At 68.5% G+C, this 18,601-nt stretch carries 18 protein-coding genes and 1 riboswitch; of the genes, 13 read left to right on the forward strand and 5 right to left on the reverse strand.

What is annotated here, in order from left to right:
• Nucleotides 1–238: 238 nt before the first annotated feature.
• Together C693_RS0105925 and C693_RS0105930 are read right to left on the reverse strand one after the other, a co-directional pair.
• Nucleotides 239–880 carry a response regulator gene (locus tag C693_RS0105925; protein ID WP_017461331.1) on the reverse strand — a complete coding sequence of 214 codons (642 nt, stop codon included), beginning with the start codon at nucleotides 878–880 and terminating at the stop codon, nucleotides 239–241.
• A gap of 122 nt (nucleotides 881–1,002) precedes the next feature.
• Complete coding sequence (locus C693_RS0105930) at nucleotides 1,003–2,235, reverse strand: sensor histidine kinase (protein ID WP_026107214.1); 1,233 nt, start codon at nucleotides 2,233–2,235, stop codon at nucleotides 1,003–1,005.
• A gap of 181 nt (nucleotides 2,236–2,416) precedes the next feature.
• Here C693_RS0105930 and C693_RS0105935 point away from each other — a divergent pair, with 181 nt between their 5' ends.
• The 5 genes from C693_RS0105935 to C693_RS0105955 are packed head-to-tail and all read left to right on the forward strand — an operon-like array spanning nucleotide 2,417 to nucleotide 5,457.
• Nucleotides 2,417–3,007, forward strand: a complete 591-nt coding sequence (locus C693_RS0105935) for a GNAT family N-acetyltransferase (RefSeq protein ID WP_017461333.1) — start codon at nucleotides 2,417–2,419, stop codon at nucleotides 3,005–3,007.
• On the forward strand, nucleotides 3,004–3,771 hold the full coding sequence (minC, locus tag C693_RS0105940) for a septum site-determining protein MinC (RefSeq protein WP_017461334.1): 768 nt from the start codon (nucleotides 3,004–3,006) through the stop codon (nucleotides 3,769–3,771). The genes C693_RS0105935 and minC overlap by 4 nt, the downstream gene beginning before the upstream one ends.
• A 46-nt stretch (nucleotides 3,772–3,817) precedes the next feature.
• Nucleotides 3,818–4,633 carry a septum site-determining protein MinD gene (gene minD, locus C693_RS0105945; RefSeq protein ID WP_017461335.1) on the forward strand — a complete coding sequence of 272 codons (816 nt, stop codon included), beginning with the start codon at nucleotides 3,818–3,820 and terminating at the stop codon, nucleotides 4,631–4,633.
• 5 nt (nucleotides 4,634–4,638) lie between these two features.
• Nucleotides 4,639–4,908 carry a cell division topological specificity factor MinE gene (gene minE, locus C693_RS0105950; protein ID WP_017461336.1) on the forward strand — a complete coding sequence of 90 codons (270 nt, stop codon included), beginning with the start codon at nucleotides 4,639–4,641 and terminating at the stop codon, nucleotides 4,906–4,908.
• A 51-nt stretch (nucleotides 4,909–4,959) separates the two neighbouring features.
• The gene (locus C693_RS0105955) at nucleotides 4,960–5,457 is read left to right on the forward strand and encodes a hypothetical protein (RefSeq protein WP_026107215.1); all 498 of its coding nucleotides are present in this window, start codon (nucleotides 4,960–4,962) and stop codon (nucleotides 5,455–5,457) included.
• 10 nt (nucleotides 5,458–5,467) lie between these two features.
• On the opposite strand, the gene C693_RS0105960 is transcribed toward C693_RS0105955, so the two are convergent.
• Entirely contained in the window at nucleotides 5,468–7,732 is a 2,265-nt protein-coding gene (locus C693_RS0105960) for a DUF5916 domain-containing protein (protein WP_017461338.1), read from the reverse strand.
• A gap of 111 nt (nucleotides 7,733–7,843) precedes the next feature.
• Nucleotides 7,844–9,103, reverse strand: a complete 1,260-nt coding sequence (locus C693_RS0105965) for an MFS transporter (protein WP_017461339.1) — start codon at nucleotides 9,101–9,103, stop codon at nucleotides 7,844–7,846.
• 89 nt (nucleotides 9,104–9,192) lie between these two features.
• Nucleotides 9,193–9,254: riboswitch (Fluoride riboswitch) on the forward strand.
• An 87-nt stretch (nucleotides 9,255–9,341) separates the two neighbouring features.
• On the opposite strand from C693_RS0105965, the gene crcB reads away from it, so the two are divergent.
• The 7 genes from crcB (at nucleotide 9,342) to C693_RS0106000 (ending at nucleotide 15,264) form a co-directional block, all read left to right on the forward strand.
• Nucleotides 9,342–9,725: a fluoride efflux transporter CrcB gene (gene crcB, locus C693_RS0105970; RefSeq protein ID WP_026107217.1), complete on the forward strand. Its 384-nt coding sequence runs from the start codon at nucleotides 9,342–9,344 to the stop codon at nucleotides 9,723–9,725.
• A gap of 1 nt (nucleotide 9,726) precedes the next feature.
• On the forward strand, nucleotides 9,727–10,071 hold the full coding sequence (locus tag C693_RS0105975) for a DUF190 domain-containing protein (RefSeq protein WP_198506838.1): 345 nt from the start codon (nucleotides 9,727–9,729) through the stop codon (nucleotides 10,069–10,071).
• Nucleotides 10,068–11,282 (forward strand): cyclopropane fatty acyl phospholipid synthase, encoded by a 1,215-nt coding sequence (gene cfa / locus C693_RS0105980; protein ID WP_277813081.1) that lies wholly within the window; start codon nucleotides 10,068–10,070, stop codon nucleotides 11,280–11,282. Before C693_RS0105975 ends, cfa begins: the two co-directional genes overlap by 4 nt.
• Nucleotides 11,283–11,357: 75 nt before the next feature.
• Nucleotides 11,358–12,383 carry a proline iminopeptidase-family hydrolase gene (locus tag C693_RS0105985; protein ID WP_017461343.1) on the forward strand — a complete coding sequence of 342 codons (1,026 nt, stop codon included), beginning with the start codon at nucleotides 11,358–11,360 and terminating at the stop codon, nucleotides 12,381–12,383.
• Nucleotides 12,384–12,497: 114 nt separating this feature from the next.
• Complete coding sequence (locus C693_RS0105990; protein WP_017461344.1) at nucleotides 12,498–13,955, forward strand: sensor domain-containing diguanylate cyclase; 1,458 nt, start codon at nucleotides 12,498–12,500, stop codon at nucleotides 13,953–13,955.
• Nucleotides 13,956–14,002: 47 nt separating this feature from the next.
• Entirely contained in the window at nucleotides 14,003–14,374 is a 372-nt protein-coding gene (locus C693_RS0105995; protein WP_017461345.1) for a cupin domain-containing protein, read from the forward strand.
• Nucleotides 14,371–15,264: a TraB/GumN family protein gene (locus C693_RS0106000; RefSeq protein ID WP_017461346.1), complete on the forward strand. Its 894-nt coding sequence runs from the start codon at nucleotides 14,371–14,373 to the stop codon at nucleotides 15,262–15,264. The genes C693_RS0105995 and C693_RS0106000 overlap by 4 nt, the downstream gene beginning before the upstream one ends.
• A gap of 15 nt (nucleotides 15,265–15,279) precedes the next feature.
• Here the strand turns inward: C693_RS0106000 and C693_RS0106005 are convergent, their stop codons facing one another.
• Nucleotides 15,280–16,080, reverse strand: a complete 801-nt coding sequence (locus tag C693_RS0106005; RefSeq protein WP_017461347.1) for an N-formylglutamate amidohydrolase — start codon at nucleotides 16,078–16,080, stop codon at nucleotides 15,280–15,282.
• Nucleotides 16,081–16,267: 187 nt separating this feature from the next.
• Here C693_RS0106005 and parC point away from each other — a divergent pair, with 187 nt between their 5' ends.
• Nucleotides 16,268–18,505: a DNA topoisomerase IV subunit A gene (gene parC / locus C693_RS0106010; protein ID WP_017461348.1), complete on the forward strand. Its 2,238-nt coding sequence runs from the start codon at nucleotides 16,268–16,270 to the stop codon at nucleotides 18,503–18,505.
• The last annotated feature ends 96 nt before the right edge of the window (nucleotides 18,506–18,601 follow it).

Raw genomic sequence — 18,601 nt, forward strand, 5'->3', positions numbered from 1 at the left:
GCGTCTCTACGCAGCACTTGAAAGCATTGCCGTCTCCGCCAAGAAGACTTCCCGGGAAACCGGCCGTGGGGGGGAGGCATATGCCGAAGCGACGGATGTTACTTGCTCGCGCGGAGGAACGCCATCCGCACCCGCAACACCCGTTCCATGGCCGAAAATGAGGCGCAGCGGGCCTCCGCGGCCCATGCCCGGACCGCCAACATGCGTCGCCGAATGGACGGCCGGACGCCCGAATCGCTCAGACGATACCCAGCTCCAGTGCCTTCAGCACCGCCCGGGTGCGGTCGCGCACGCCCAGCTTGGAGAGGATGTTGGACACGTGGTTCTTCACCGTGCCCTCGGCCACCTTCAGCGAGTTGGCGATCTCCTTGTTGGAGTAGCCGCCGGACAGGAGCCGCAGGATCTCGGTCTCGCGCTCGGTCAGCGGGTCCGGCTGCTCCAGGCTGGTGAACTGGTTCTGGATCCGCCCCACGCCGGCCAGCAGGCGCTGGGTCACCATCGGCGCGACCAGCGAACCGCCGGCGGCCACCGTCCGCACGGCCTCGACCAGTTGTTCGAGCGACACATCCTTGAGCAGGTAGCCGCGTGCGCCGGCCTTCAGGCCCTGCAGCACCAGCTGGTCGTCGTCGAAGGTGGTCAGGATGATGGTCGGCGGCAGCTCGTTGCGGGCCGACAGCGCCTGCAGCACCTCCAGCCCGCTCATGTTGGGCATGCGCAGGTCCAGCAGCACCACGTCCGGCTTGATCCGGGGTATCTCCAGCACCGCCTGGGCACCGTCGGCGCACTCGGCCACCACGCGGATGTCCTCGGCCAGGTCCAGCAGCGAGCGCACGCCCTGGCGCACCAGGTTCTGGTCGTCAACGAGACAGACGGAAATCATTGCGTATCCTCAACGCGTGGATGACGATGCCGACCCGCTCCTGCGGACCGGCGCTGCGGACGCACCACGGCCCCTTGCCGGGACCATTTTGGCACGGTGCCGCGGGCGGGGGCACGGCCGGCTCACGGCAGGCTCAGGGCCGGTGGTTCGAAACGGCTGGGGGCATGGGCAATGGCGCTGGCCTCGCCCAGCGGCAGGCGCACGGTCAGCGAAAAACCCTGCATCGGCGACGTGTCCACCATCACGCTGCCGCCGAACTCGGCCAGGCGCTCGCGCATGCCGCTCATCCCGTTGCCGGGGGAGTAGTTGCTGGCGCCACGGCCATCGTCGCGGGCGTGCAGGCCGAGCATGCCGTCCTCGGCGTAGGCGAAGTGCAGCCACAGGTTGCGCGCCCCGGCGTGACGCGCGGTATTGGTGATGATTTCCTGCGCACAGCGCAGCAGCACCTGCGCCCGGCGCGGGTCCTCCACGCTGAAACGCGGCGGCGTCTGCACGTGCACGGCCAGTCCCGGCACGCCTTCGATCAAGCTGCGCAAGGCCTGGGTAAGGTCGACCGCGTCGTCCTGGCGCAACTCGCTGACCGCCTCGCGCACGTCCGACAGCAGATGCTTGGCGGTGGCCTGGGCCTTGCGCACGTGCTCGCCGGCCTTGGCATCGGCCAGATGGCTGGCGACCTCGAGGTTGAGGCTCAGGGCGGTGAGATGGTGGCCGATCAGATCGTGGAGCTCGCGGGCGATGCGCATGCGCTCGGCGATGCGGGTGGATTCGGCCAGCAGCGCCCGGGTCGCTCGCAGTTCGGAATTGAGCCGGCGCTGCACCTCGCGCTCCTCGGCCTGCTGGGTCGCCACGGTAGAGGTGATGAACACCAGCGCGGACAGTCCCAGGTACATGCAGACCTGCATGATCGCCATGCCGACCGTCCAGCCCTGGTAGCTGGCGATCACCGGGATCAGCAGCAGGTTCTGCCCCAGCATCCAGACCAGGCCGGCGACTACCGGCAGGTGCCACGGCAGAACCACGGCGATCACCAGCATCAGCATCGCCGACAGTCCGCTCTGGCTGAACCAGCCCACCGCCACCGCCGCCAGCGTGATCAGGGTGACCAGCAGCAGCTTGGTCGCGGACAGCCGGGCACGCCCCGGCTCGAGCTGGCTGGGCCGGGTGAGCAGGACGTAGGCGACCCCGTAGACCAGGTAGGAAACGACCCATCCCGACAGCTTCGGGTTGCTCCACCACCACACGTTGGCCTGCCCCAGCCCCCAGTTGCCCGGCCACAGCGGCAGGCTGACACACAGGTACGTGAACAGCCCCGTGAAACGGAGCACGCGGATATGGTTGAACTGGAACCAGGGCATGCCCCGCATCATAGGCCGCGCCCGGCCCACTGCAATGCGCGGGAAGTCATGCCGCCGCCGCATTTACAACCGCTTTACATCGATGCGTCGGGCGTGTGGGGGACCGCGCCCCGTGTCATAATGCGTCGCCCTGCCCGCCGACCGGCGCGGCAATCGATTCGACACCCAAGCGGAGCAACGAATGGCCCTTGCCATCCGCGACGTGCGCGAGCACGACCTGGATGCCGTGCTGGCACTGAACAACACCGCCGGCCGCTCCATCCTCGCCATCGACGCGGCGCAACTGCGCTACTTCTACGACCACGCGGATTATTTCCGCGTCGCCGAGATCGACGGCCAGATCGCCGGCTTCCTGATCGCCATGCGCGAAGGCGGAGCCTACGGCAGCCCCAACTACCTCTGGTTCTCCGGGCGCTACCCCCAATTCGTCTACATCGACCGCATCGTCATCGCCAACGCCTTTCGCCGCCACGGCCTGGGACGCATCTTCTATTGCGACGTCATCAGCTATGCCGAGGTGCGGGTGCCGCTGCTGGCCTGCGAGGTGTTCCTGGAGCCGCGCGACGACGTGGTGGTGCTGTTCCATGGCACCTACGGGTTCCAGGAGGTTGGCCAGCAGCGCATGGGCGAGGACGGCCCGCAGGTCAGCCTGCTGGCCCGCGAGCTGCCCAGCTTCGGCTACGTGCGCGATACCTACCTGGAACACGGCGGGCTGCCGGACGTCCCCTGGCTGGCCGAACGCCTGGCCCGCCCCCCTCAATCCCCTGCATGAACGCCAAGATGGAAACCTCCGACGCCTGCGACCTGCGCTTCGGCCAGGTCGGCATCGCCTGCGTGCGCGTGCGCCGACCCGACGCCGCGGCGCTGTGCGACGAGCTGGAGCGCCGCGTGCGCTCCGCGCCGCAACTGTTCTCCCGCGCTGCCGTCGTACTCGACCTCAGTCACCTGCTGGACCTTCCCGACGACGGCACGGTCGACGCCCTGCTCGAAGCGGTGCGCAGTGCCGGCATGCTGCCGGTCGGCCTGGCCTACGGCACCAGCGAGACCGAGGCACTGGCAACCCGCATGGGTTTGCCGCTGATCGCCAAGTTCCGCGCCGCCTACGAGCCGGAACACGGCAGCGTGGCGCCGCCGGCCGCGGCCGAACCGGTCCGCCCGGCGCCGGCGGCCAGTGCACCCGCCCAGATCGCACCACCGGCGCCCCCGGCGCTGGGCGCGCAGCACCACGAAGGCGCCGTGCGTTCGGGCCAGCAGGTCTATGCGCGCGACCGCGACCTGATCGTCACCGGCGCCATCGCCAATGGTGCCGAGGTGATCGCCGACGGCAACATCCACGTCTACGGCAGCCTGCGCGGCCGCGCCATGGCAGGCGCCCAGGGCGACGAGAAGGTGCGCATCTACGTGTCGGACTTCCGCGCCGAACTGGTGGCGATCGCCGGGCACTACCGGGTGTTTGAACAGATCCCCAAGGAGCTGGAAGGCCACCCTGTGCAATGCTGGCTCGATGGTGAAAAATTGATGATCGCGCGCCTCTGAGCGCGCGATCCATTACAACAAGAACGATTTCCCGGGAGATGAACCCTTGACTGCACAGATCATCGTTGTCACGTCCGGCAAAGGCGGCGTGGGCAAGACCACCACCAGTGCCTCGCTGGCCACCGGCCTGGCCATGGCCGGCAAGAAAGTCGCGGTGATCGACTTCGACGTCGGCCTGCGCAACCTCGACCTGATCATGGGCTGCGAGCGCCGCGTGGTGTACGACTTCGTCAACGTGGTGCACGGCGAGGCGACGCTGAAGCAGGCGCTGATCAAGGACAAGCGCCACGACAACCTGTTCGTGCTGGCCGCCAGCCAGACCCGCGACAAGGACGCGCTGACCCAGGAGGGCGTGGAGAAGGTGCTCGAGGGCCTGTCCGAGGATGGCTTCGACTACGTGGTGTGCGACTCCCCGGCCGGCATCGAGAAAGGCGCGCACCTGGCGATGTACTTCGCCGACCAGGCGGTGGTGGTGGTCAACCCCGAGGTGTCCTCGGTGCGTGACTCGGACCGCATCCTCGGCCTGCTGGCGAGCAAGACCCGCCGCGCCGAACGCGGCGACGGCGCAATCACCCAGCACCTGCTGCTGACCCGCTACAACCCCACACGCGTGGCCGCACAGGAAATGCTCAGCGTGAAGGACGTCGAGGAGATCCTCGGCATCAGCGTGATCGGCGTGATCCCGGAGTCGGAGAACGTGCTGGCGGCGTCCAACGCCGGCGTGCCGGTGATCCTCGACGACAACTCGATCGCCGGGCAGGCCTACGGCGACACCGTGGCGCGCATCCTCGGCGAGGAGCGGCCGCTGCGTTTCACCGAAGTGACCAAGAAAGGCTTCTTCCAGCGCGTATTCGGGAGCTGATCGGCATGGGTATCCTCGATTTCCTCAAGCGCAAGCCCGAAGCCAGCGCCAGCGTCGCCAAGGAGCGCCTGCGCATCATCGTCGCCCAGGAGCGCTCCACCCGGGGCGCGCCGGATTACCTGCCGATGATGCGCAACGAACTGCTCGAAGTGATCAAGAAGTACGTGCAGGTCGACATCGAGGCGATCTCGATCAACCTCGAGCACGACAGCGGGCACGAGGTGCTGGAGCTCTCGGTCGCCCTGCCCGACGGCAAACCGGGCACCGCTGCCTGAGTCGACGCCGTCCCGACGGCGCCCGGCCCGGCCGGGCGCGATGACCTATCCATGCACCCAACCCACCCCGTTCCCGATCCCGCCGGCGTGCTGCGCCTGGCCGATATCGGCGAGGATGCTCCGCGCACCCTGCTCGACCGGTTCGACCTGAGCCTGCTGAGGGTCGCCGATGGCACGCCGATCCCCGGCAGTTTCTGGGGCGAGGAGGAGGCCGGCATCATCGGCAGCACTGTCTACGCCCGCGGCGACACACCGGTGCACTCGTTGCTGCACGAGGCCTGCCACCTGATCGTGCTGCCGGCCGAACGGCGCGCCGCCGTGCACACCGACGCCACCGACTCGATCGAGGAAGAGGACGCCACCTGCTACCTGCAGATCGTGCTCGCCGATGCGTTGCCCGGCGTTGGCCGCGACCGGCTGATGGCCGACATGGACGCCTGGGGTTACACCTTCCGCCTCGGCTCGTCGCGCGCGTGGTTCGAACGCGACGCCGAGAACGCGCGCCGCTTCCTGCTCGAACGCGGCTTGCCCGTCGATCTTCGCGGCTGAGCGCCCCGCCTCAGAGCTCGAAACGGTACGACAGCTTGACCAGCAACTGCTCGCTGTCGCGCAGGTCGAAGCTCTGGCGGAACTGCGAGCCGGCCTCCTCGAAGCGCGGGTCGAGCAGGTAGCCGCCGCGCGCGTAGACCACATAGAGGTCGGACAGCGGCGCCAGTTCGTAGCGGTAGCGCACCTGGAAGCCGAGGTTGCGCACGCTGAAATCGTTGACCGGATCGTTCGTACGCACGGCACGGGTGTCCGGCATCACGCGATAGGCGCCGCGCAGGCGTGCATCCAGACCCAGCGCCTGCAGCTTCACCCGCAGCTCCTGGTGACCGCTGATATTCCAGTTCACCCCGGCGTCGAGCAGGACCGAGTGACTGTCGAAGCTGCCGATCAGGTTGTCGTGCTGCCACACCAGCCAGCCTGGCTGGTATTTGTAGTCCGGCCCGCCGAAGAAGCTCAGTTCGTCGCTGAAGAAGTAGGTCGGCTCGAACATGACCTCGTAGCCGACCCGGCGCATGCCCGCGAAATCGCTGCCGGCCGCGGCCAGCTCGCTCTTCCAGGCCCAGTCGCCCTTGCGCGGACTGGTGCGCTGCCAGTCCAGCACGTGGATCGCCGGCGTGCGCAGCACGCCGTGGCCACGGGTGAGCAGATCGTCGTAGGCCGGCGTGTTGAGGTTGAGCTGGATGTCCTCCTCGCCGCCGTCCCGCAGCTGGCTCTGGCGGATGATCCGCAGCTGCCGCTCCAGCTTGACGCCGCGGTCGTCGTCGATGCCGATGATGCGGAAGCGCCAGCGGTGCGAGGCATACCTGGAATCCGCCGGCAGGTTGCTGTAACGACGCTGCACCTCCCAGTGCAGGTAGTTCAGGCTGTTGCGCGGCAGGTAGCCGAAGTCGTTGATGTCGAGCCGGTCATCGAAGTGCATCGCCAGCCACTGCTGGGTCCACCGCTCGTTCATCTCGTACTCGACCACGCTGGTGGCGCCCATGCCGGTGACCAGATGGCCCTGCTCGTCGATGTGGCTGCCGACCACGTTGCTGGTGACGGTGAGCTTGTCGTTCGGCTGCCAGCGGTGGTCGATGCCGATCACATTCGCCTGGCGGTCGAGGAACGGCCGATCCACGCGGGTGGCCAGCAAGCCCAGTGCCTGCGTGCCGAAATCGTGTTCCACCCGCAGCGCGCCGAAGGTGCGTCCGGCGTCGCCGCTCTCCTGCGCTGCCAGCACGCCGTACTGCGTGGCGCCGACGCTGCCGTTGAGCTTGACCGCGCCGGCCACGTCGGCCGCGCCGTTGCCGTCGTCCGACGGGCCGCCCACGCGACGGGTGTAGATCAGCTGGCTGTTGTCGATCAGCAGGCTGAAATCGAAGATGCCCTGGTTCTCGGTGAAGAACGGCCGCTTGTCGGTGAAGAAGGTCTCCTCGGCACCGAAGTTCACCACCAGATCGTCGCTCTCGACCTGGCCGAAATCCGGATTGATGGTGGCGGTGAGCTGGGTCTGCCCGTTCGGCTTCCAGAAGATGTCAGCGCCCGCGTTGCCGTGGTTGCGCCCGGCCACCTGGTCGCGCACGCCGACCACGTAGGGCGTGATCGCCAGCAGCGGCTGGTTGTAGGCCGGCAGCGTCACCGGGGTGAAGTCCGACAGGAAGCGGGCCTTGGTAAAGCTGGCCACTGGCCAGGCGTCGCGTTCGCCGGTGGCGCCGATCACCCGGTCCAGGTACATGTGCACGGTGCGTTCGCCGCCGTCGGCCGCCTTCATCGGCGCGATGTACCAGGGAATGAGCATCTCCACGCTCCAGCCCTGGGCATCCTCGCTCACCGCGTGCTTCCAGTTGCCGTCCCAGTCGTTGTTGAACGTGGTCTCGTTGGTGATCACTCCATCGTCGATGTCGTTGCTCAGGGTGACGGTGAAGTCGTAGCCGGTACGGCCGTCCCCGTTGAAATCGATCATCAGGTTGACCCGGTCCACCTGGGCGTTCTCGTCGCGGCGGATCCGCTGCCGGGTGCGCGGCACGCCGGGCGGTTGGGTGCAGCGGAAGGCGATCGCCAGGCCCTTCGGCGTGGACAGCACCCAGGCCTCCGTCGGCAGGCTGCCCGGCTCGCCGTTGAGCGGCTGCACCTTGCGGAAGTCGGTGATGTGCTTCGCGCCGCGCCATTCGCCCGGGTCGATATGGCCGTCGATGTGCACCGCCAGTGCAGGCCCGGCACAGGCCAGGAGCACGAGCGCCACGAGGGCGCGCAGACGGTGGCAGGCCTGCGGACAGCGGCGAACGGTCGGGGTCATGATGTCGCTGAAGGGGGAGACCAGCCGAGAGGCTAGGCGGTCCCCGACCATGCGCCGACTGGAGAAAGTCACGGAAGCCCCGGTGTCCGCGGACACCTTGACGGCGGCGGGTCAGCGCGGCTCGGCGATCTGCGCCTGCAGTTCCACGTCGCGCGGCGGCGGCGGCGGCGGTTCCTCGCGCAGGGTCACGTGGTACCAGCGCCAGGCCAGCCAGCCGATCGAGGTAAGCACGCAGCTGCCGAGCGCCAGCGGCAGCAGGCTGGTCGACAACAGCGGCGACAGCACGCCAGCCACGCCGGCGTTGAGCAGAAGGCTGACGAAGGCCTGCACCGAGGAGGCGCCCCCGCGACGATGCGGAAAGCGGTCCAGCAGCAGCAGCGTAAGCGTGGGGAACGCCAGCTGCACGCCGATGCCATGCAGCACCAGCGGCAGCATCGACCAGGGCAGCACGCCGCGCGGTGCCAACAGCCCACCCGCCAGATGCAGCACGCATGCGGCCCCCATCGAGGCGTAGCCGAGATTCACGGTGAACGCCACGCTGTGCCGTTCGGCCAGACGGCCGGACAGCCAGGCGCCGAACACCAGACCCACGACCACCGGCAGGAACAGCCAGGGAAACCCCTGCGCGGAGAGGTGCAGCAGCTCGCGCACGATGCGCGGCGCCGAGGCGATGAACAGGAACAGGCCGCAGAAATTGATCGTGCTGGAGATCAGCAATGGCAGGAACGGCCGGTCGCGCCCGAACGACAGGTAGGTCGCCACCAGCTCGCGCGGAACGAACGCGGTTCGGCTCGCCGGAGGGTGGGTTTCCCCGAGCAGCGCGATCAACGCCACCGCCATGAACACGGTGAACCCGGTAAGCAGCCAGAAGATGCCGTGCCAGCCGTCCAGCCACAGCAACTGCGCGCCGACCATCGGAGCGATCACCGGCGCGACGCCGAAGATCATCATTACCCGCGACATCAGTCGCTGCGCGGCGGCCCCCTGCAGCGAGTCGCGCACCACCGCGCGCCCCACCACCAGGCCGGCGCCGGCACAGGCGCCCTGCAGGGCGCGGCAACCGAGCAGCATGGCGAACGAGGTCGACAGCGCTGCACCCGCCGAGGCCAGCGCGTAAAGCAGCATGCCGCCGACGATCACCGGCTTGCGCCCGATCGCATCGGAGATCGCGCCGTGGAACAGGCTCATGGAGCCGTATGTCACCAGGTACACGCTGATCAGCTGCTGCAGCGCGGTGTCGTCCACGGCGAAGTGGCCACCGATCAGCGGGAAGGCCGGGAACACCGCGTCGATCGAGAACGGACCGATCATCGACAGCCCCGCCAGCAGCCACGGCAGGCTGCGCGGAACGGTGGGAGCGGCATCGGTCATGGGGCGGCAGGCGATATCGACGGGGGCGGCAAGCATATCGCCAGCGCCCCCACCTTGACCGGCGCGGCGGACCATTTGCTAACATCGCCGCATCCAAGGGAGATGGCATGCCTCCCCGAACCGCCGCAAGGCTGATGATGCCTGGTCGAACCCCTCGCGGGGTGGCCGGGCATTTTTTCGGGCAACCCCCGGCGATGCCCGACGCACCCGCTCCACCCTCACTGGAATCCGGATGCGCATGGATCTGATCTCATTGCTGGCCGTCGGCTTCGGTGCCTTCTTCGGTGCCGTACTGCGCTGGGCCCTGGGCCTGCTGCTCAACCCGCTGTTCCCCACCCTGCCGCTGGGTACGCTGAGCGCGAACCTGCTCGGCGGCCTGCTGATGGGCATCGCGATGGGCGTGTTCGCGCAATATGGCGCGCTTTCGCCGGCGACCCGGCTGTTCATCGGCACCGGCTTCCTCGGCGGACTCACCACCTTCTCCACCTTCTCGAACGAGACCATCACCCTGCTGCTGCGCCAGCAGTACGCCTGGATGGTGGCGATCGTCAGCGCCCACCTGCTCGGCACCCTGGCGATGACCGTGGCGGGCCTCAGCCTCGTGCGCGTGCTGACGCGCTGACATGAATACCCCGGAGGGCAACACGATGAACGGCTACTCGCTGCGCTTCTACATGCACGAGAACCAGAAACACCACGGCAAGCTGCTGTACGAATGGCTGCTCGAAGCGGCACGCAAGCATGGCGTGCATGGTGGCTCGGCATTCAAGGCAATCGCCGGATACGGCCGGCACGGCCGGATCCACGAGGCGACGTTCTTCGAGTGCGCCGGCGAGCAGACCGTGCTGGTCGAATTCCTGGTCAGCGCGGCCGAGGCCGACACGCTGACCGCCCTTGTGCGCGAGGACAGGGCGCCGTTGTTCTGGGCCCGCTTCCCGGCCGAGTTCGGGGTGACCGGCGCGGACTGACCGGCACGCCGCCGTCACGATTCGTCGCGGTAGCATCGGCCGCCGGAGGGTCCGCAGCGCGGGCGCCTCGAACGACCGCGAAGGAGGCGCCGATGAGTTCCGACTCGCTGCGACAGAAGGCCGAACAGTTGCTGGCCCTGGCCGGCATCCGCATCGACGGCGGCCGGCCCTGCGACCTGCAGGTACACGACGACAGGCTGTACGCGCGGGTGTTCTCGCACGGTTCGCTGGGCCTGGGCGAGGCCTACATGGACGGCTGGTGGGACGCCGACGACCTGCCCGGCCTGTTTTCCCGCATCCTGGGCTCGCACCTGGACCAGGAGCTGAAGACGCTCGACACCCTGCTCGCCCACCTCAAGGCCCGCTTTCTCAACCTGCAGCGTGGCGAGCACGCCTACGAGGTGGCCGAGACCCACTACAACCTCGGCAACGACCTGTTCCGCGCCATGCTCGGCCGGCGACTGGTCTACTCCTGCGGCTACTGGGCGCAGGCGGACAACCTCGACGACGCCCAGGCCGCCAAGCTCGACCTGGTCTGCCGCAAGCTTCACCTCAAGCCGGGCCAGCGCGTGCTGGACATCGGCTGCGGATGGGGCGAGGCGCTGAAGTTCGCCGCCGAGCATTACGGCGTGGAAGGCGTGGGCGTCACCGTTTCCCACGAGCAGGCCGAGTACGCCCGGGAGTTGTGCGCAGGGCTCCCGATCGAGATCCGTCTGCAGGACTACCGCGAGGTCGACGAACGCTTCGACGCGGTCTACTCCATCGGCATGTTCGAGCACGTCGGCGGGCGCAACTACCGCACCTACTTCGAAACGGTGCGCCGCTGCCTGCGGCCGGAGGGCCTGTCGCTGCTGCACACCATCGGCAGCAACGGAGCGCCGGCACAGACCGATCCGTGGATCGAGAAATACATCTTCCCCAATTCGATGATCCCCGCCGCCAGCCAGGTCACCGCGGCGCTGGAAGGTCTGTTCGTGGTGGAGGACTGGCACAACTTCGGCACGGACTACGACCGCACGCTCACCGCCTGGCGGGAGAACTTCGACCGCGCCTGGCCGGAACTGTCGGTCCGCTACGACGAGCGCTTCCGCCGCATGTGGCATTTCTACCTGGCCTGCTCCGCCGCGGTCTTCCGTAGCCGGCGCGACCAGCTGTGGCAGCTGGTACTCAGTCCCGATGGCCTGCCCGGCGGCTACCGGTCGCCGCGCTGAGCCCGCCTTTGGTCGATCTTGCAGGCGGTGGTCCGACGCGGGATAGTCCCCCGCACGCTCCGGGGGAGATATCCAATGAACAAGCTTGCCGCCTTGCTGGCAGCCTTGCTGCTGCCGTTCGCCGCCGTGGCGCAGAGCGCGCCGCCGGCCAGCTACTACAGTCACGCCGGCCACGACGATGTGCTGTCCGGCGGAGTGAAGATGATCCCGATCACCACGCCGCTCGGGAAATTCCGGGTGTGGACCAAGCGCGTGGGCAACAACCCGAAGCTCGCGCTGCTGTTGCTGCACGGCGGCCCCGGCATGACCCACGAGTATTTCGAGGCCTTCGACAGCTACCTGCCCGCGGCGGGCATCGAATACATCTATTACGACCAGCTCGGCTCGGCCTACTCGGACCAGCCCAAGGGCCCGGGCACCGACGTGCTGTGGCAGACCGACCGCTTCGTCGAGGAAGTGGAGCAGGTGCGCCAGGCGCTGCACCTGGACAGGAACAACTTCTGCCTGCTTGGCCATTCCTGGGGCGGCATCCTGGCGATGGAGTACGCGCTGAAATACCAGCAGCACCTGAAGTGCCTGGTGATCTCCAACATGGTCGACTCGATCCCCGAGTACAACGACTACGCCCAGCACGTGCTCGAGCCGGCGATGGACCCGAAGCAGCTGGCCGAAGTGAAGGCGATGGAGGCCGAACATCGCACCGACGACCCGCGCTACATGCAGATCCTGACCACCATGCACTACGAGAAGCATGTGCTGCGCATGCCGCAGGCGCAGTGGCCCGAGCCGGTGACCCGCGCGTTCGGCCACGTCAACAGCCACATCTACACGCTGATGCAGGGCCCCAGCGAGCTGGGCGCCAGCGGCGTGCTGGAACACTGGGACCGCAGCAAGGACCTGCACAGGATCACCGTGCCCACGCTGGTGATCGCCGGCAAGTTCGACACCATGGACCCCGATTACATGGCCCAGATGGCCAGCAAACTGCCCAAAGGCCAGCTGCTGCTGTGCCCGAAAGGCAGCCACATGTCGATGTACGACGATCAGCAAACCTACTTCGCCGGCCTGGTGAAATTCCTCGAAAGCGTGGAGAACCGCTGACCGCCGATCGCTCCGGCGCCGCGGTGGGCCGCTTTGCCAGCGGTTGCCGGCCACTGGCATAGTCGCCGCGTCGGACCGGTCCATCGACCGGACTTTGGGAAGGGGGTATCCGGCATGGAGCAAAACCACTTCGGGCGCCTGCGCGCACTGGCCCACCTGGGCACCGGGCGCAGCGCGGCCTTCCGCTACGTTGCGCTGGCCATCGCCTGGCTGGTGCTGTGGCGGCTGTCCGCGCTGATGCAGTACGACCCGCACGCCAGCCTGTGGTTTCCTCCCGCCGGGCTCTCCCTGGCCGCCCTGCTGGTGATGGGCTGGCGTGCGCTGCCGGTGCTGGTGCCCTGCGCGATCGCCGTCACGTTCTGGATCGACCGGATCTACGGCACCCACCTCCCCGCGCGGGAGCTGCTGGCATCCGGCGTGCTGTTCGCCACCGTGCACTGCCTGTCCTACGGACTGGGAGCGCTGGTCATGCGGCGGACCATCCGGCGCAATACCAGCCCATCGACGCCGACCGTGGTGACCACCTTCCTGCTGGTCAGCGCACTGGCGTCGCTGTGCGCCACCGTGCTCGGCATCCGCGCACTGGAGGCCACCGGCATGATCGCGCCCTCGACCCCGTCGCTGTGGCTGCCGTGGTGGATCGGCGACCTGGCCGGCGCGCTGGTGCTCACGCCGCTGTTCGTCGGCCTGCTGAGCTGGCGCTACCCGCAGATCGAGCCCTGGCTGGGCGGGCTGTCGTTCCTGCCGCAGACGCGCGGCAGCGGCACCTACGCCGGCAAGCTCGCGCTGGAGATGCTGGTGGTGGTCGTGGTGCTGGCCGCCGACGCCTATTTCCACTCGCCGGAGACGGCGTTCGCGATGTTCTTCCTGATCCTGCCGCAGATGTGGGTGGTCTACACCGAGAGCCCGTTCCGCGGCGCCCTCAGCATCGCCCTGGTGAGCACCGCCATCGCCGTGCTGGTGGCGCTGTTCGGCATCACCCGCGAGGCGCTGGTGTACCAGTTCGCGATCTGCGTGATCGCAGCCAGCGCCTACTTCGGCTTCGCCGTGCCCGCACTGGTGGCGCAGAACCGCCACCTCAGCGAGCTGGCTGCCACCGACGGCCTGACCGGCGCGGCCACCAAGACGCACTTCTTCGAATGCAGCGAGCGCGAACTGGCCGACTCGCGCAGCCAGGGCCTGCCGGTCTCGCTGCTGGTGATGGACATCGACCGGTTCAAGGCGATCAACGATGGCTACGGCCACGCCGCCGGTGACCAGATCCTGCTGAACCTGGTCCGCACGTTGCGCCACCAGTTGCGCCAGTCCGACCTGATCGGCCGCTTCGGTGGCGACGAGTTCATGGTGCTGCTGCCCGGCTTGGCGCTGGATCGCGCCGAAGCCACTGCCGACCGGCTGCGGCGGGCGCTGACCGAACTGCGCATGCCGGGGCCGGAGCTCGGCCTCTCGGTCAGCTTCGGCGTGGCCGCGATCGGCGATGGCGAAAGCATCATGGAGGCGTTCCGCCGCGCCGACGAGCGTCTGCTTGCGGCCAAACGGAGCCGACGCCCCGCCGACGAGGTCATCACCTGACACCCGGACCGCTTGCGCGGTGTCGCCGACGACCGTACGGTCTCGGCATGATCAAGCCGATTTCCCCGACCGAAGCCGCCGCCCGACTCGACGAACTGTGGTCGCCGCGGGTCCTGGCCGAAGTGGACGATGCCTACGTGAAGGTCGCCAAGGTGCAGGGCACCCTGGCGTGGCACAGCCATGCCGACGAGGACGAGCTGTTCTACGTGCTCAAGGGCGCGCTGCGGATCGAGCTGGAGGACGGCGTGGTCGAACTCGGCGAAGGCCAGATGTGCGTGGTGCCCAAGGGCGTGCGGCACAACCCGGTGGCCGAGCAGGAGTGCCACCTGCTGCTGATCGAACGCAAATCCACCCGTCACACCGGCGACGAGGTCACCGGGCTCACCCGCTCGATCGACGAGCAGCGGCGACCGCTTTGAATCGCTCAGTCAGGAAGGTTCGGCGCCTCGCCGCGTGGCTGCTGGTCGCCGTCGCCCTGCTGACCCCGCTCGGCGCCGTCGCTCACCCGGCGCTGTGGATGGTGAGGGACGCCGATACCACAATCTACCTGTTCGGCACGGTGCACCTGCTGCCCGACAACACGCCGTGGCACTACCCGGCGCTGGACCAGGCGCTCGCCCGCAGCGACGCGCTGGTCGTGGAGATCACCGACGACAGTCCGGCCAACGTCGCCGCGCTGGTGCTGCGGCTGGGCATGGATCCGACCCATCCGCTCTCATCGCTGCTGTCCGCCGGCGACTATCACCGGCTGGAGCGGGCCGCGCGGCTGGCCGGACTGCCCGGCGTGGGGGCGCTCGACGCGATGCGCCCCTGGCTGGCCGCGCTGACCATCGCCATGGCCCCGCTGGCCAAGGCCGGGCTGGACCCGCAGCAGGGCGTCGACCACCTGCTGCGCGCCGAGATGACCAGGGCCGGCAAGCCGGTGCGTGCGCTGGAGACCGCCGAGGAACAGATCCGTTTCCTCGCCGACATGCCCAGCGCGCTGCAACTGGACATGCTGCGCCAGACCCTGCACGAGACCGACGCGTCGAAGCTCGAGTTCAAAGAGCTGGTCGAGGCCTGGGACAAGGGCGACGTCGAGGCCATCGCGCGACTCGAGAACAGCCTGATGAAGCGCGAGACCCCGGCGCTTTACCAACGCCTGCTGGTGACGCGCAACGCGACCTGGGCAGGGAAGATCAGGGCGATGCTCGACACTCCCGGCACGGTGTTCATCGCCGTCGGGGCCGCGCATCTGGCGGGCCCGGACAGCGTGCAGGCGCAACTGCACAAGCTGGGCGTGGACGCCACGCGCGTCGACACGCCCTGAGCACCCGCTGGCGCTTCAGGCCGCGGCCACCTGCCCGCACACCGACGGCAACCCGGCGGCATCGGCGGCCTGCACCAGCCAGCCGGCGATGCGCTCGCCCCACGCGCGCTGGCCGGCCTCGTCGGCAATCAGGTCCTGGCGCACTTCCAGCTCCACGTGTGGCAGACCGCGCTGCTCGCCATACACGGGGATCGCGTAGTCGGTGGCGTCGCTCACCGCATACGGCTGGTTGTCGCCCACGCACCAGCCGTCGGCCCGCATGACCTCCAGCAGCGGCCGGGCCAGCCGCGCGTCGCGCTGGTACAGCACACCCAGCTCCCACGCGCGGGCCTGGTCCATGAAAACCGGCGTGAAACTGTGCACGGTGACCAGGATCGTGGGACGGCCTTCGGCGGCGCGCCGGTCCAGCTCCTCCACCGTGCGCCGGTGGTAGGGCATGAAGATTTCCTCGCGTCGCGCGGCGATCGCCGCGCCGGAAAGACCACGGTTGCCGGGCACCTCGGTGCGCTCGCTCGTCGTGACGATCGAACCGGGGGCATCCAGCGGGCGGTTGCAGTCGATCACCAGCCGCGAATAGGTCTGGCAGATCAGCCAGGCATCCAGTGCCTCGGCCATCGCGCGCGCCAAGCCGGCGGCGCCGATGTCCCAGGCGATGTGGCGGCTCCACTCCGGTGCCGGCACGCCGAGGTCGCCCAAAGCGGCGGGCACCGCTCGACCGGCATGGTCGCAGGTGAGCAGGAACGGCGAGCGGCCTGCGAGCCGGTGGACGGAGAAGGGGGCGGGATCTCGGGGACCGAGCAGGCTGAGGAGCGGCATGGATGGGGAAGGACGGGAAACGTGCGCGCCACGATACGTCCGCCTCCGGGTCGCGGCCAGTCCCCGGCGCAGATTCTGCGACGGGAGCACGGCAAGCTGCGCGGCGCAAGCTGTCCCCCCCCGGCCCGTTCTGGCACCATCGGCCGGCTATTCGCGCCCCGGGCGCGCCAACCGATTGATATTGAAAATGAACCTGCAAGCCAACTTCGAACAGATCCCGCTCAAGGAATACGCCGAGCGCGCCTACCTCGACTATTCCATGTACGTGGTGCTGGACCGCGCCCTGCCGTTCGTCGGCGACGGTCTGAAACCCGTGCAGCGGCGCATCGTCTACGCGATGAGCGAGCTGGGCCTGGCCGCCACCGCCAAGCCGAAGAAGTCGGCGCGCACCATCGGCGACGTGATCGGCAAGTTCCATCCGCACGGCGACAGCTCCTGCTACGAGGCGATGGTGCTGATGGCGCAGCCGTTCTCGTACCGCTATCCGCTGGTCGACGGCCAGGGCAACTTCGGCTCGCCGGACGACCCGAAGAGCTTCGCGGCGATGCGCTACACCGAGTCCAAGCTCAGCCCGATCGCCGAGGCGCTGCTGGGCGAGCTGGGCCACGGCACGGTGGACTGGGTGCCGAACTTCGACGGCACCATGGACGAGCCGAGCTGGCTGCCGGCGCGCGTACCGCACGTGCTGCTCAACGGCTCGATGGGTATTGCCGTGGGCATGGCCACCGACATCCCGCCGCACAACCTGCGCGAGGTAGTCAGCGCCTGCATCCGCCTGCTGGACGACCCGGATGCCACCGTGTCCGACCTGGCCGAGCACGTGCTCGGGCCGGATTACCCGACCCAGGCGGAGATCATCACCCCGCGCAAGGAGCTGCTGTCAATCTACACCACCGGCAATGGCTCGCTGCGCGCCCGCGCGGTGTACGGCGTGGAAGAAGGCAACGTGGTGATCACCGCGCTGCCGCACCAGGTCAGCCCGTCGAAGATCCTCGAGCAGATCGCCGCGCAGATGCGCGCCAAGAAGCTGCCGATGATCGAGGACCTGCGCGACGAGTCCGACCATGAGAACCCGATCCGCCTGGTCGTGGTGCCGCGCTCCAACCGCGTCGACGTCGCGGAGATGATGCAGCACCTCTTCGCCACCACCGACCTGGAGAAGAGCTTCCGCGTCAACCTCAACATGATCGGCCTGGACGGCCGGCCGCAGGTGAAGGACCTCCGCCGCATCCTCACCGAATGGCTGCAGTTCCGCACCGACACGGTCACCCGCCGCCTGCAGCACCGGCTGGGCAAGGTCGAGCGCCGCCTGCACCTGCTCGAAGGCCTGCGCATCGCCTACCTGAATCTCGATGAGGTGATCCGCATCATCCGCACCGAGGAGGAACCCAAGCCGGTGCTGATGGCGCGCTTCGGCCTGTCCGAGGAGCAGACCGACTACATCCTGGAGACCCGCCTGCGCCAGCTGGCCCGCCTCGAGGAGATGAAGATCAACGGCGAGCGCGACCAGCTCGAGGAGGAGCGCGCGCGCATCAACGTGCTGCTGAAGTCGCCGGCCAAGCTCAAGGGCCTGATCAAACAGGAGCTCAACGCCGACGCCGCCAAGTACGGCGACGACCGCCGCTCGCCGCTGGTGCAGCGCGAGGTGGCACAGGCACTGGACGAGAGCGCGCTGGTGGCCAGCGAACCGGTCACCGTGGTGCTCAGCCAGAAGGGCTGGATCCGCGCGGCCAAGGGCCACGACGTCGACGCCGAAGGCCTCAACTACCGCGACGGCGACGGTCTGCTCGCCGCGGTGAGGGCGCGCACCACCCAGCAGGTGGCGGTAATCGACTCCACCGGCCGCAGCTATTCCACCGCGGCACACACCCTGCCCTCCGCGCGCGGCAACGGCGAGCCGCTGACCGGCCGCTTCACGCCGCCGGCCGGCGCCAGCTTCGACGCGCTGGCCGCGGGCGACAACGACACCCGGCTGATCCTGGCCACCGATTTCGGCTACGGCTTCGTCACCCGCTTCGAGGCGCTGACCGGCCGCAACAAGGCCGGCAAGCAGCTGATCACCCTGGCCGACGGCGCCAAGGTGCTCACGCCCGTGGTCACCGCCGACCCGGCGCGCGACCGCATCGTGGTGGTCACCGGCGAGGGCCACCTGCTGATGTTCTCGGTGGCCGAGCTGCCCGAGCTGGACAAGGGCAAGGGCAACAAGCTGATCGACATTCCCAAGAAGCAGATGGCGGAAGGCGAGCGCGTGGTGGGCGTGGCGGTGGTCGCCGAAGGCAAGGGCGAGGTGACCCTGTACGCCGGCCAGCGCAAGCTCACCCTGAAGTGGGCCGACCTGGTCGAGTACGGCGGCAACCGCGCCACCCGTGGCGGCGTGCTGCCGCGCGGGCTGCGCCGGGTGGAACGGATCGAGACCACCGGCTGAGCCGGCACCGCGCTACCATGTAGGAGCCCGCTCGCGGGCGATGCTCTTGCTCCTGATCCGCATCGAAGCAGAAGAGCATCGCCCGCGAGCGGGCTC

Source organism: Dyella ginsengisoli LA-4, from assembly GCF_000334915.1.
Lineage (GTDB): Bacteria > Pseudomonadota > Gammaproteobacteria > Xanthomonadales > Rhodanobacteraceae > Dyella_A > Dyella_A ginsengisoli_A.